This window comes from Delftia sp. DLF01 (assembly GCF_014852125.1).
GTDB lineage: Bacteria > Pseudomonadota > Gammaproteobacteria > Burkholderiales > Burkholderiaceae_C > Comamonas > Comamonas acidovorans.
In genome coordinates this window covers 269130-282934 of sequence record NZ_JACVAZ010000001.1, presented here as the reverse complement: position 1 = coordinate 282934, position 13805 = coordinate 269130, and the positions used below count along the sequence as shown (strand labels likewise).

General features: G+C 68.0%; 11 protein-coding genes. 5 read left to right on the top strand and 6 right to left on the bottom strand.

The annotated features are described in order from the left end of the window. The first annotated feature begins 199 nt into the window (after positions 1 to 199). The 4 genes from IB269_RS01235 to queF all read left to right on the top strand — a co-directional run bounded on the left by IB269_RS01235 (position 200) and on the right by queF (position 6217). Positions 200 to 3343 (top strand): Rne/Rng family ribonuclease, encoded by a 3144-nt coding sequence (locus IB269_RS01235; RefSeq protein ID WP_192366255.1) that lies wholly within the window; start codon positions 200 to 202, stop codon positions 3341 to 3343. 118 nt (positions 3344 to 3461) lie between these two features. Beyond that, on the top strand, positions 3462 to 4247 hold the full coding sequence (yaaA, locus tag IB269_RS01230) for a peroxide stress protein YaaA (protein ID WP_013800980.1): 786 nt from the start codon (positions 3462 to 3464) through the stop codon (positions 4245 to 4247). An 80-nt stretch (positions 4248 to 4327) separates the two neighbouring features. After that, entirely contained in the window at positions 4328 to 5212 is an 885-nt protein-coding gene (locus tag IB269_RS01225; RefSeq protein ID WP_012207082.1) for a 2OG-Fe(II) oxygenase, read from the top strand. 156 nt (positions 5213 to 5368) lie between these two features. After that, positions 5369 to 6217 (top strand): NADPH-dependent 7-cyano-7-deazaguanine reductase QueF, encoded by an 849-nt coding sequence (gene queF / locus IB269_RS01220; RefSeq protein ID WP_192366254.1) that lies wholly within the window; start codon positions 5369 to 5371, stop codon positions 6215 to 6217. 22 nt (positions 6218 to 6239) lie between these two features. Here queF and IB269_RS01215 read toward each other — a convergent pair whose 3' ends face one another. The 5 genes from IB269_RS01215 to IB269_RS01195 all read right to left on the bottom strand — a co-directional run bounded on the left by IB269_RS01215 (position 6240) and on the right by IB269_RS01195 (position 11976). Then, the gene (locus IB269_RS01215; protein ID WP_192366253.1) at positions 6240 to 7799 is read right to left on the bottom strand and encodes a methyl-accepting chemotaxis protein; all 1560 of its coding nucleotides are present in this window, start codon (positions 7797 to 7799) and stop codon (positions 6240 to 6242) included. 191 nt (positions 7800 to 7990) lie between these two features. Continuing rightward, the gene (dinB, locus tag IB269_RS01210; RefSeq protein ID WP_097201541.1) at positions 7991 to 9313 is read right to left on the bottom strand and encodes a DNA polymerase IV; all 1323 of its coding nucleotides are present in this window, start codon (positions 9311 to 9313) and stop codon (positions 7991 to 7993) included. 42 nt (positions 9314 to 9355) lie between these two features. After that, positions 9356 to 10294, bottom strand: coding sequence for a DMT family transporter (locus IB269_RS01205; RefSeq protein WP_123690593.1), 939 nt, complete (start codon positions 10292 to 10294; stop codon positions 9356 to 9358). A gap of 232 nt (positions 10295 to 10526) precedes the next feature. Then, positions 10527 to 11354: an anti-sigma factor domain-containing protein gene (locus IB269_RS01200; protein WP_043821459.1), complete on the bottom strand. Its 828-nt coding sequence runs from the start codon at positions 11352 to 11354 to the stop codon at positions 10527 to 10529. Between the two features lie 37 nt (positions 11355 to 11391). Continuing rightward, positions 11392 to 11976 (bottom strand): RNA polymerase sigma factor, encoded by a 585-nt coding sequence (locus tag IB269_RS01195; protein WP_012207088.1) that lies wholly within the window; start codon positions 11974 to 11976, stop codon positions 11392 to 11394. A 313-nt stretch (positions 11977 to 12289) separates the two neighbouring features. Here IB269_RS01195 and IB269_RS01190 point away from each other — a divergent pair, with 313 nt between their 5' ends. Beyond that, entirely contained in the window at positions 12290 to 12838 is a 549-nt protein-coding gene (locus IB269_RS01190) for a DUF3455 domain-containing protein (protein WP_013800972.1), read from the top strand. A 14-nt stretch (positions 12839 to 12852) separates the two neighbouring features. On the opposite strand, the gene IB269_RS01185 is transcribed toward IB269_RS01190, so the two are convergent. Further along, complete coding sequence (locus IB269_RS01185) at positions 12853 to 13719, bottom strand: AraC family transcriptional regulator (protein ID WP_225613936.1); 867 nt, start codon at positions 13717 to 13719, stop codon at positions 12853 to 12855. Between the last annotated feature and the right edge of the window lie 86 nt (positions 13720 to 13805).

The window sequence follows — 13805 nt, the reverse complement described above, 5'->3', positions numbered from 1 at the left end:
CTGCCCTTGCCCCCATTGCTGACTTGAGCCAGGTCTCAAGCATCAAGGCATCCGGCGATTCCTTTCGTTTCGACGCGTCAGTCCGGCATCTCGGCTCCCTCGCGAGCCTGTCTTTGATTACAAGTCAAAGGCGTGACGGTCTGGCAGCAGAGGCTGCACTCCGGCGCGCCCCAGAGAAAACGAATAAAGGAAACGCATCATGAAACGGATGCTCATCAACGCCACGCAGTCGGAAGAACGTCGCCTTGCCATCGTCGATGGTCAGAAGCTGCTCGACTACGAAATCGAAATCGAAGGGCGCGAGCAGCGCAAGGGCAACATCTACAAGGCCGTGGTCACGCGCGTGGAGCCCAGCCTCGAGGCCTGCTTCGTCGACTACGGCGAGGACCGTCACGGCTTCCTGCCCTTCAAGGAAATCTCCAAGCAGTATTTCGCCGAAGGCGTCTCCCCCAGCCAGGCCCGCATCAACGAAGTCATCCGCGAAGGCCAGGAACTGATCGTCCAGGTCGAGAAGGAAGAGCGCGGCAACAAGGGCGCGGCCCTGACCACCTTCATCTCGCTGGCCGGCCGCTACGTGGTGCTGATGCCCAACAACCCGCGCGGTGGTGGCGTCTCGCGCCGCATCGAGGGCGAGGACCGTGCCGAACTCAAGGAGGCGATGGACCAGCTTGAGTACCCCAAGGGCATGTCCATCATTGCGCGCACCGCCGGCATCGGCCGCACCGCGCCCGAGCTGCAGTGGGACCTGAACTACCTGCTCAAGCTGTGGAACGCCATCGACGGCGCCGCCAAGTCGGCCAAGGGCGCCTTCCTGATCTACCAGGAATCGAGCCTGGTGATCCGTGCCATCCGCGACTACTTCAATGGCGACATCGGCGACATCCTCATCGACACCGACGACATCTACGAGCAGGCGCAGCAGTTCATGCAGCACGTCATGCCCGAGCATGCCGCCCGCGTCAAACGCTACCGTGACGACGCCCCGCTGTTCAGCCGCTTCCAGATCGAGCACCAGATCGAATCGGCCTACGCGCGCACCGTGACCCTGCCCTCGGGCGGCGCCATCGTCATCGACCACACCGAAGCGCTGGTCTCCATCGACGTGAACTCGGCCCGCGCCATCAAGGGCGGCGACATCGAGGAAACCGCCACCCGCACCAACCTGGAAGCCGCCGACGAAGTCGCGCGCCAGATGCGCCTGCGTGACCTGGGCGGCCTGATCGTCATTGACTTCATCGACATGGAGGAGAGCAAGAACCGCCGCGAGGTCGAGAACCGCCTGCGTGACGCGCTGCGCCAGGACCGTGCCCGCGTGCAGTTCGGCACCATCAGCAAGTTCGGCCTCATGGAGATGAGCCGCCAGCGCCTCAAGCCGGCCCTGTCCGAAGGCGCGCACATCAACTGCCCGCGCTGCGGTGGCTCCGGCCACGTGCGTGACACGGAAAGCTCGGCGCTGCAGATCCTGCGCATCATCCAGGAAGAGTCCATGAAGGACAACACGGCCGCCGTGCACTGCCAGGTGCCCGTGGAAGTGGCCAGCTTCCTGCTCAACGAAAAGCGCGGCGAGATCACCAAGATCGAACTCAAGCAGCGCGTCAACGTGATCATGGTTCCCAACAAGTCCATGGACACGCCGCACTACAAGCTCGAGCGCCTCAAGCACGACGACGTGCGCCTGGAAAGCATGGAAGCCAGCTACAAGCTGGCCGAGGAGCTGGACGCGGAAACCACGGTGACGCGCCGCTCGCAGGAGCCCACCAACAAGCAGACGCCCATGATCAAGGGCGTGCTGCCCGACATGCCGGCCCCCATCGCCGAGCCCCGTCCCGAAGGCAGCCGCAACCGCCCGGCCAACGGCCAGCAGCGCGATGCCAAGCCCGCTGCAACCGCTGCAGCACCCGCACCGGCCGTCGCCCCCGTCGTGGTCCGCGAGCAAGGCTTCTTTGCCTGGCTCAAGAGCCTGTTCGGCTTTAGCGCGGCACCTGCGCCGGTCGCAGCGCCCGCTCCGGCCGCCGAAGCCCCCGCTCGCGAAGCACGCCGTGACGGCCGCAACGACAACCGTGGCCGCCGCAACGAACGCAATGGTGAGCGTGGCGAACGCTCGGAGCGCAATGGCGAGCGCGCTGGCGCCCCCAATGCCGAACGCCAGGCCGGCAACGGTGACCGCAACCGCCGCAATGCCGAGCGTGGCGAGCGCACTGAACGCGGTGAACGCCCGGAGCGTGGAGAGCGCCCGGATCGTGGCGAGCGCGCCGACCGTGGTGAGCGCGCCGACCGCGGCGAACGCCGTGGCCGTGGCGAACGCAGCCGTGACGGTGAAAGCCGCCAGCCGCTGGAAGCCGTGAACGGCGTGGCCGCTGTCGCTGCAGATGGCAGCACCATCGAGCAGCGTCCCGAGCGCGCCCCGCGTGGCGAGCGCCAGGAGCGCGGTGAAGGCCGCCGCGAACGTGGCGAGCGCGGTGAACGTGGTGAACGCGCCGAACGCAGCGAGCGCCAGCCCCGCCAGTTCGAAGTCGCTCCCGAGACCGAAGAGAACCTGGACAACCAGGCCCAGCAACAGGACCCGTCCCTGGACAACGCTGCCCCCGCCTCCGGTGAAGAGCAGCCGCGCCAGCGCCGTTCGCGCGACCGCTATGGTCGTGACCGCCGCGAGCGTGGCGATCGCGGTGACCGTGCAGAGCGCGCACCGCGCGAAGCGGAGGGCGAAGCCGTCCAATCCTTCGAAGCCGCCGCTCCCGAGCAGGACCAGCCTGCCCGCCGCAGCTACTTCAACGCAGCCAGCCCTGCCGCCGAAGCCCAGGCTCCTGAAGCCATGGCCGAAGCGCAAGTGCCTGCGCAGCCCGCAGCAGCCGCAGCAGCCCAAGCGGTGCAGCAACCCGTCGCGGCCCCCGTGCCCGAGCAGCAGGTTGCCGCTCCCGTGCCCGTGGCTGCGGTGACCCCCGCGCCGGTCGCACCCACCCCCGTGGTGGCACCCGTGGCAGCACCTGCACCCGTGGCCGCTCCTGCCGCAGTGGCAGTCGCGCCCGCAGCAGCCAAGGCCGTTGAAGCAACCGCCGAACGCGGCCTGCCCAAGGTCCAGGCCTACCAGCTGCCCATGTCCGAGCTGCAGGCGCTGGCCGCCGCTTCGGGCCTGCAATGGGTGGGCTCCGATGCCGACAAGGTGGCGGCAGCCCAGGCGGCCATCGCCGCCGAACCGCAGCCCGAGCGCGTCGTGCGCGAGCGCCCGCCCGTGGTCGCTCTGGATGACGGCCCGCTGATCCTCGTGGAAACACGCAAGGACCTCAGCGAGCTGCAACTGCCGTTCGAGCAGCAGCCGCAGCCACAGGGCGCGGCCCAGGTCTGACCACAGACAGTGACAACACAGGGGCCCTCGCGGCCCCTGTTTGTTTCCGCCTCCGCCCTCACCTCATACGTCTCCCCACGCCTTCCGTCCACCTCTTTCCAGGAGCTTCCGTCCCGCCATGCTGTTGCTGCTCTCCCCCGCCAAATCGCTGGACTACGACACGCCACTGCCCCCGAAACTGCCGCACACGCTGCCCGTCTTCTCCGAACAGCCGCTGGAGCTGATCGAAGTGCTGCGCCGCCAGTCGCCCCAGCAACTGTCGGAACTGATGGGTATCAGCGACAAGCTGGCCGCGCTCAACGTGGCGCGCTACGAGGCCTTCAGCCCGCGCTTCACGGCCACCAACGCCCGGCAGGCGCTGCTCGCCTTCAACGGCGATGTCTACGAGGGCCTGCAGGCACGCAGCCTGGATGCCGAGGACCTGGACTGGGCACAGCAGCACCTGGCCATCCTCAGCGGCCTGTACGGCGTGCTGCGTCCGCTGGACCGCATGCAGCCCTACCGCCTGGAAATGGGCACGCGGCTGGAAACCGCGCATGGCAGCAACCTCTACCAGTTCTGGGGCAGTCGCATTGCCGAGCACCTGAACCAGCGCGCGGCCAAGCAGCCGGCGGGCGAGCGCGTCATCGTCAACCTGGCTTCGCAGGAATACTTCAAATCGGTAGACTTGAAGCACCTCAAGCCCCCGGTGGTGGAATGCGCATTCGAGGATTACAAGAACGGCGCCTACAAGATCATCAGCTTCCATGCCAAACGTGCGCGCGGGCTGATGGCACGATTTGCCATACAACGACGCGCTCGCAGCGCGGCTGAACTCGAAGCCTTCGATCTGGAGGGCTACGCGCTGGCACCAGCTTCCTCGACGCCTGCGCGCCTGGTGTTCCGCCGCAAGACCGCTGACTGAGCCTCGCCGGCCCCACCGGCCGGCCCCGGCCTCGATGCCTTTGGAGTCCATTCACTGCGGCAAGGGCCGCACTGCACGCCATGAGCCTCAAATCCTCACCAGATTCCCAGACCGCCGCGCAGGACCTGCCCGTCGGTCTCACGCCTGAACTCATGCAATGGGTGCGCGACCAGCGCGCATCCGGCATAGGGCCTGCAGCCCTGCTGCGCTCCATGCGCGACGTGGGCTGGAGCGAAGAACTGGCAAGGCGGGCGCTGGACCTGCCCGAACAGGGCGAGGTGTCGCCACCGGCCGTCGTCGTCTCGGCCTCGAGCCTGCCCGAACCGGACCTTGCCCAGGACCCCAGCAGCATCGATGTCGGCGACCGCCAGGTCCAGGTGCTGGTCAGCATGCGCAACCCGCGCATCGTGGTCTTTGGCAACCTGCTCTCGCACGAGGAGTGCGACGCCATCATCGCCGCCGCACGCCCGCGCATGGCGCGCTCGCTCACCGTGGCCACGCAAAGCGGCGGCGAAGAGATCAATGACGACCGAACCAGCAACGGCATGTTCTTCCAGCGCGGGGAAACCGGCATCGTCAGCCAGCTGGAAGAACGCATTGCCCGCCTGTTGCGCTGGCCGCTGGACCATGGCGAAGGCCTGCAGGTGCTGCACTACGGCCCGGGCGCCGAATACAAGCCCCACCACGACTACTTCGCGCCTGGCGAACCCGGCACGCCCACCATCCTCAAGCGCGGCGGCCAGCGCGTGGGCACGCTGGTCATCTACCTGAACGAGCCCGAGCGCGGTGGCGCCACCATCTTTCCCGAAGTGCCGCTGCAGGTCGTGCCGCGCCGGGGCAACGCCGTCTTCTTCAGCTATGAGCGCCCCGACCCCTCGACGCGTACCCTGCACGGCGGCGCGCCCGTGCTGGCCGGCGAAAAATGGATCGCCACCAAATGGCTGCGCGAGCGCGAGTTCCACTGAAGAGCCAGCGAACCCGGGCGCCCCGACCCTTATTGACCTTATATGGCCGCCCATGCCTGCGGGCATGGAAATTCAGTTAGCTTCAAAGCCTGGGTCCACGCGCTCCGCGCGGACCGTCCAGGCCTGACCAGCGCCGGCACGGCCGGCCCTTTTTCCATGAACACTCCCGAACAATCCCAGCTGGGCAAAAGCTCCGCCTACATCGACCAGTACGCCCCCTCGCTGCTGTTTCCCCTGCCCCGCGCGCCCAAGCGCGAAGAAATCGGCATTCAGGGCAGACAGATGCCCTTCTTCGGCGCCGACCTGTGGACGGCCTTCGAGCTGTCCTGGCTCAACCTGCGCGGCAAGCCGCAGGTGGCGCTTGTGCATTTCACGATTCCCTGCGAGACCCCCAATCTCATCGAAAGCAAGTCCTTCAAGCTCTACCTCAACAGCTTCAACAACACCCGCCTGGCCGACGCGGCCGAAGTCCAGGCACGCCTGCGCACCGACCTGGCCGAAGCGCTGTGGCGCGGCAGCGAGCAAAAGGGAAGCATCGGCGTGAAGATCATCGGCCTGGACCGCTTCGACCAGGAAATGGTGCAGGAGCTCGACGGCCTGCTGCTGGACCGCCTTGATGTGGAGTGCACGCACTACCAGCCCGCCCCCGAGCTGCTGCGCGCCAACCATGAAGAAGGCCCCGTCACCGAAACCCTGGTCAGCCACCTGCTCAAGAGCAACTGCCTGGTCACGGGCCAGCCCGACTGGGGCAGCGTGCAGATCCGCTACAGCGGCGCGCAGATCGACCAGGAAGGCCTGCTGCAATACCTGGTGAGCTTCCGCAACCACAACGAATTCCATGAGCAATGCGTGGAACGCATCTTCATGGACATCTGGAGGCGCTGCCGCCCCCTCAAGCTCTCGGTCTACGCACGCTACACGCGCCGTGGCGGCCTGGACATCAACCCATTCCGCACCAGCCATCCTGGCGCCTTGCCGGCCAACGTGCGCTCGGCGCGGCAGTAAAAGAGGCGGCCGGCCCTTCCCCTCACCGCAACGTAAACACCTCCAGCGACCGCTCCAGCGACTGGGCGCTGGCGCGCAGCGAGCCCGCCGCGCCGGCCGATTGTTCGACCAGGGCGGCGTTTTGCTGGGTGACGGAGTCCAGCTGGGCCACGGCGTCGTTGACCTGGGCGATGCCTACGGATTGTTCGCGCGTGGCGATGCTGATCTGGTGGACCAGGTCGCTGACGCGGCCCACGGCGTCGACCATGCCGTCAATGGTGCGGCCTGCGGCGTCCATGCGGGCGTTGCCGTCGTTGATGCCGTCCACGGTGCGGTTGATGAGGCCGCTGATTTCCTTGGCGGCGGAGGCGCTGCGCTGGGCCAGGGCGCGCACTTCGCCGGCCACGACGGCAAAGCCGCGGCCCTGCTCGCCTGCGCGTGCCGCTTCGACGGCGGCATTCAGGGCCAGCAGGTTGGTCTGGAAGGCAATGCTTTCGATGACGCCGATGATCTCGCCCATGCGGCGCGAGGAGCCGCGGATGTGCTCCATGGCAGAGCCCACTTCCTGGATGGCGGCGCCGCTCTTGCCCGCGACCTGACGGCTCTGGTCGCTTTCATGGGCCATGAGCTGGGCCGTGTCGGCGGTCTGCGCCACGGTGCCTGATATCTCTTCCATCGAGGCCGCCGTCTGCTGAAGGCTGGTGGCCTGGGATTCTGTGCGCTGCGCGAGGTCGAAGCTGCCCTGGGCGATCTCGTGGGCCGTCGTGGCAAAGCCGCGCATTTCGGTGCGCACGTCGCCGACCACGGCGCGCAGGTTGATCTGGATCTGCTGCAGCCGCTGCATCAGGGCGCCCATGGGGCCGCTGTAGTCGTGCTGCATGTCCGTGCCCAGCTGGCAGCTGGCAATGTCGGCGGCAAAGCCGCTGGCCTGCTCCAGGCCCGCCACGCAGCGCTGCTGGAAGCGCCACACCACAAAACTGCCCCCCGCCAGCAAGGCGGCCAGGCGCGTGCCCCAGGCTGCGGCGCCCTGCCAGCCCAGCAGGTCGGGCAGCATGGCGGCCAGGCCCACGCCGCCCAGCATCAGCGCCATGCGGGCTGTCAGGCCCAGGTCGCTGCGGCGGTCCCACAGGCCTGCCAGGCCCAGGCGGCGCAGTTCACCGCCGCGCAGTCGCAGGGTTTCCTGGCCGGCATCGGCTTCGGCGCGCATGCGGGCATAGAGGGCTTCGGCGGCCTCGATCTCGTCCGGCCGGGGCTTGGTGCGCACCGACAGGTAGCCGCGCGGCCGGCCGCCTTCCATGATGGGCGTGACGTTGGCGCGCACCCAGTAGTGGTCGCCGTTCTTGCGCCGGTTCTTGACCAGGGCAGTCCACGGGTAGCCGTGGGCGATGGTGCGCCACATGTCCTTGAAGGCGGCGGCCGGCATGTCCGGGTGGCGGATCAGGTTGTGCGGCTGCTCGATCAGCTCCTCGTAGGAATAGCCGCTGACCCGCACGAAGGCCGGGTTGCAATGGGTGATCTCGCCCTTGGTGTTGGTGACGGATACCAGCAGCTCATCGCCCGGAAAGTCGTAGTTGAGCTGGCTGACGGGCAAATTCACGCGCATGGGTACCACTCCTTTGGGATGTCTCTTGTTCTTGTGAAATGGCATGGCGAAACGCTCTGAAGCCACCGGAATCCATCAAACGGAAACACAAATTCACATTTCCAAATCATCTCACAGCACGGCAACCGCAGTCTCATGCTCGGAACTGGTGCATGGTTTTACAGCGTGTGCGCCAGATTTGTGGTGATGATTCAGAACAGTTGAGGTGTAAAGGGATCGCTGTCCGGCGCGGGCTGGGCCGGTCCCCTGAGCAGTTGCTCGCGCGCCAGCGGGTCGTGGGCGGTGGCATTCCAGTCGGCCGTGCGAACGAGGTTGCCCACGCGCACGCCCAGCAGGCGCAGCCGCTTGGCCAGGGGCACGCGCTTGAGGCATTGGCCTGCGGCGCGGCGCAGGGTGGCGGCATCGGCCATGGGCAGCTCCAGCGTGTGGTCGCGCGTGGCGGTCTTGAAGTCGTCGTAGCGCAGCTTGATGCCGACGGTGCGGCCCATGTAGCCTTTGCGCTGCAGGTCCTGGGCCAGGCGTTCGCACAGGTCGGTGAAGATGGCGCTCAGTTCGGCCCGGTCGCGTACGGCGTGCAGGTCGCGCTCGAAGGTGGTTTCGCGGCTCATGGAGACGGGCTCGCTGTGCGTCACCACGGGCCGCTCGTCGCGCCCCCAGGACACGCCATGCAGCCAGTTGCCGTAGGCGCGGCCGAACCATTGCACGAGCTGGGGCAGGCTTTGCTTGGCCAGCTCGCCAATGGTCTGTATGCCCAGCGATTGCAGCTTGGCATCGGCCTTGGGACCTATGCCGTTGATCTTGCGGCAGGCCAGCGGCCAGATCACGGCCTGCAGATCGTCGGGCTGGACGATGGAGATGCCGTTGGGCTTGTTGAATTCGCTGGCCATCTTGGCCAGCAGCTTGTTGGGCGCCACGCCGATGGAGCAGGTCAGGCCCGTGGCGTCGGTGATGGTTTTCTGGATCAGCCGCGCCAGCACGCGCCCGCCTTCGCGCTGGCCGCCGGGCACGTCGGTGAAGTCGATGTAGACCTCGTCCACGCCGCGGTCCTCCATCAGCGGGGCGATGGAGACGATGATTTCCTTGAACATGCGCGAGAAGCGCCGCACCTCGGCAAAGTCCACGGGCAGCAGGATGGCCTGGGGGCACAGGCGCGCGGCCTTCATCATGCCCATGGCCGAGCCCACGCCAAACTGCCGCGCCGGGTAGGTGGCCGTGGTGATCACGCCCCGGCCCACGTAGTCCTTGAGGCGCGAGAACTCGTCCACCGGAATCTCGTGCAGCCGGCCGGCGTAGCGTGCGTCCAGCGCCTCGTCGTGCGCGCGGCGTCCGCCGCCGATGACCACGGGCAGTCCCTTGAGCTGCGGATAGCGCAGCAGCTCCACCGAGGCATAGAAGGCGTCCATGTCCAGGTGGGCGATGCGGCGCGGGGGCGCAGCATCGGCAGGGCTTGCGGGTGTCGGGGGTGTCGTGGGTGTCGTTTCAGGCACGCCGCCATTATTGCGGCAACTGTGCATTCATACAGCCTGCAGGGCCTGTTCACACAGGCCCTGGACCATTCATCCCTGCAGGCAGATCAGCACCAGTCCGAGCACCATGAGGCCCATGCCGATCATTTCCTGGCGGCTAAGGCTTTCGCTGAGCACGCGGCGCGAGACGATGTAGCTGAACACCACCTCGACCATGCCCAGCGTGCGCACGGGTGCCGCGCCCTGCATGGCGTAGGCGGTGAACCAGGCCAGCGAGGCGGCCGCGCCCATGCCGCCGGCCAGCAGCGAGACGCGCCAGGCGCGGAAGATGGGGCGCAGGCCCTGCGCGTGGGTGCGCGCGATCCAGGCGCCCAGGCCCAGGGTCTGCATGAGCTGGGCGATCAGCACGCCCCAGGCGCCCGACAGCCAGGGAGATATCTCGCCCAGGCGCGCCAGTTCCACGGCGCCGCCCCGGTAGCCCACGGTGGCGATGGCAAAGCAGGCACCGCAGGCCAGGCCGTAGAGCGCCGATCGGCTGGCCCAGGCCGACAGCGACAGCATCTGGCCGCGCGGCGGCAGCGACAGGATGAGCACGCCGAAGGTGGCCAGCGCCATGGCCGCCAGCGCCACGGCGGTGGGCAACTCATGCAGGAAGATGCCGGCGAACAGGGCCACCTGCAGCACCTCGGTCTTGGACAGGGTGACGGCCACGGCGAAGTTGCGCTCCTTCATGGCCAGCAGCAGCGCCGCCGTGGCCGCGACCTGGAAGAAGGCCCCCAGTGCGATCCAGCCCAGGTAGGCCCATGAGAATCGGGGCAGCGACCAGGCGCCATCGCCTCCCAGGTACAGCGCCAGCAGGTAGATGCCGGCAAACGGCAGGCCGTACAGAAAGCGCACCAGGGTGGCCGGCAGGGTGCCGAGCTCGGCGGTCAGCGAGCGCTGGGCCGTGTTGCGCACGGTCTGGGCGGCTGCGGCGAACAGCACCACGGGCACCCACAGCCAGGTCAGGTCTTGGAGGGAAGAAAGCATGTCGGCAAAAAGGGGAAGGCACCGCCGGCAAGGCGCGGGCGACTGAGTGCCGGCCAGCATAGCCGCCGGTCGGGCACCAGGCGCACGCGCTTGGAGAAGGCTGCCGCGCCCGGCAGCGAAACAGAGGCCGGCCAGCCAGCGCTGCACGCGCGCCCTGCTCTGGCCAGGGCAAGCAGGCTGCGTTGTGCAGCAGCACGGCCGTCGCCAATGGCGAGCGGGCCTGCGCTGCGCGCTACAGGTCGCGCCGGATCAGAGCGCCCTTGAACAGCACCGGCCCCGTGGGCCCGGTCTGGCTGGGCACGCCGCCCTTGGGCTCCAGGCTGATGGCCAGGGCAGGCACGCCCTGAACCTCGGCGGCCGCGGCGGTCAGCTTGACCAGCTTGTCGCGTCCCAGCACGCCCAGCGATTGCGGGCCGCCCTGGGGCGGCAGGGCCCACAGCTGCAGTGATTTGTCGGAGGCCTCATGGAAGTCGCCCACGCGCTGCAGCACCAGGGTGTTCTTGCCGGGGTCGAAGGTCACGAGCATGGAGGCATCGGCCTTGTCGTCGGCCAGCACGGCCACGTACTGGATCTGGGGCGCGGCCTGCAGCGCTGCCTGGGTGGCCTGCAACTGGTTGTTCAGCACGGCCAGCTGGCGCTCGCCGCTTTGGCGCAGGTCCTGGTGCGACCACAGCCCCACGGCCACGGCCGCCACGGTGGCGCAGGCGCCCAGCACGGCGGCGCCGCGCCACCAGGCCAGGGCGCGGCCCACGGCGGATTCCGTGCGCCGGGCCATGCCAGGCGCATCGTCGGCGCGCCGCCGGTGCGCCTGGGCGGCGCGGGCCTTTTCGGCCTGCAGCAGGTTGTCGATACGGACCCAGACCGCATCGTCAGGGCGTACGGGCGCCTGCATTTCGGACAGGGCCGACCAGCGGCCCTGCCACAGCAGGGCGGCGGCGCGCACCGGGGCCTGGTCACGGGCCAGTTGCTCGAAGCGGCGGCGTGCCGCGCCCCGCAGCGTGCCCAGGGCGTAAGCGGCGGCCAGCCGGTCCAGCAGTTCGGGGTGTCGGGAAATATTCATGGCAAATCCTTTGGCCGCTCAGAGCATGTCAACTGCTTCACGCATGGCGTGACAGGCAGCGGCGCAGCTGCTCCAGGCCGCGCCGTATCCAGGTCTTGACCGTGCCCAGCGGCAGTTGCAGCTGGCCCGCCAGCTCGCCATGGCTGAGGTCGCGCAGATAGGCCAGGCTGACCACCTCGCGCTGGCGGCCTTCCAGCCGCTCCAGGCACTGGTACAGCGCCACGGCCTGTTCGCTGGCCTCGGCCAGTTGCAGCGGGCCCTGGCTTTCATCGTCCCCACCGCCATGGGCCGCCAGTTGCGCCTCGTCGAACTCTTCGTTCAGGTGCAGGCGTTCGGCGCGGCGCCGGCGCAGAAAGTCCAGGGCCCGGCTGCGCACCACCAGGCCCATCCAGGCCAGCGGCGGGCTGAGCGTGCCCCGGTAGCCCGAGGCGCTGCGCCAGATGTGCAGGTAGCTGTCCTGCAGCACGTCTTCGGCCCAGTCCTTGTGCCGCAGGATGCGCAACGCCAGCCCGTACAGCCGGGACGAGGTGGCCTCGTAAAGGCTGCGGAGCGCGGGCTCGTCCTGCGCTGCGATGCGGTCCAGAAGGTCCATCAGCTCTTGGTCGGTTGGTGTGGTGCCCATGCACGCATTGTGGGCGAGCGGGCGGCCCCGTGGCCCGCACTGTTGCGTGGCCGCCCGGGGGCTTGTTCTGTCTTTCGATCGGATTCAAGGGGCATATCGGTGCTCAGCCGGGGGGTTGCAGAAGGTCTGGCGGGGGTCTCCCGGCTTGCACCGGCCCTCCGTGAGCAATACGCAGCGCATTGCGAACCGGATGCGGATAAATTTTTTTTCCATTCAGGTGAATCCAGCCGCTGCCTTGCTGCGTATTCCCTGTGTCGCGCCCCGGAAAGCGGTCCAAGGCGACACCCCTCAACCCATCGACCTGGAGACCTTCATGAGCTACATCCTCCCCCTCGGCCTGGCCACCATGGCCGCACTGACCCTTGGCGCCTGCTCCTCCATGGACATGGGCAAGAGCTATTCCCAGTCCGACCTGCCGGCCGCCGTGCAGGTGCCCGCAGGCCACAAGGTTGCCATGGAGACGGTGGGCATAGGCCAGATCACCTATGAATGCCGCGCCAAGAAGGACCAGGCGATGGAGCAGGAATGGGCCTTTGTCGGCCCCGATGCGCGTTTGACGGACCGCCAGGGCCGCGTCATCGGCCGCTACTTCGGCCCGCCCGCCACCTGGGCGCACCAGGATGGCTCCAAGGTCACGGCCACCCAGGTCGCCGTGGCGCCGTCCAGCGCGGGCAACATCCCCATGCAACTGGTCAAGGCCGAACCCGCCACCGGCATGGGCGCCATGCAGGGCGTGACCTATATCCAGCGCGTGGCCACGCGCGGCGGCGTGGCCCCTGCCATGGCCTGCAACAGCTCCACGCTGGGCCAGAAGCAGGTCGTCCAGTACCAGGCCGACTACATCATCTGGAAGGCTGCCTGACACGGCCCGGCCCCCTACAGCCTGTCGCCCCTGGCCCCGAAGGCCGAGGGCGGCATGCCGAACTGGCGCCTGAAGGCCAGTGAATAGGCGCTGTGGCTTTCATAGCCGGCCTCCAGCGCCACCTGCACGATGGGCCTTCCGGCCAGCAGCGCCTGCATGGATGACAGCAGCCGTGCGCGCTGACGCCAGCGGCCAAAACTCATTCCCGTGGCCTGCAGAAAATGGCGGTGGAAGGTCTTCTCGCCCATGGCCAGCCGTGCGGCCCAGTCGGCGGCTGTGGCAGTTGCGGCGGCTGTGGCGGCAAAGCCATCCGCCCCGTCTCCGTCGGCCAGCGCATGGCAGACAGCAGCCATGCGCGCATCCTGCGGCCAGGGCAGGTGAAACGGCACCACGGGCGGCTGGCGCAGCTCCTGCAGCAATAGCTCGACCACCATGGATTCACGCCGCCCCGGCGGTGCCGATGCAGGCCAGCGCGCCACCTCGCTGATGAGCTCGCGCAGCAGGGGAGAGACCTCGATCACGCAGTCCGTACCCGGCAGGTCTGCAGCAGCCTGCGCATCGACGAACAGGCTGCGCACCTGTACCGCGCCGCGCATGCGCAGGCCGTGGGGCACACCCGATCGCAGCCAGACGCCGCGCGTGGGCGGCACCACCCAGCGCCCGCTGCCTGCGCGCACCTCCAGCACCCCCTGCACGGCGTAGAGCAGTTGGCAGCATTCGTGGGAGTGTTCCTCCACCTCCAGCCCCGCCGGATAGTCGGCGGCCACGCCCGTGACCGGCAGCGGTGCGGCGGCCTGCAGCTCGGGCAGCCCGGCATGGCTGCAGGGAACGGCGGCTGCAGAAGCCGGGACATGGGTCGTGCGCATATTGTCCAGATTCATATAGAAAATGAGAAATTCTATAAAGACAGACAAGCACCCTGCCCGCAAACTGGCACCTGTTCCCTGTGATTCACCGCCATCGCACC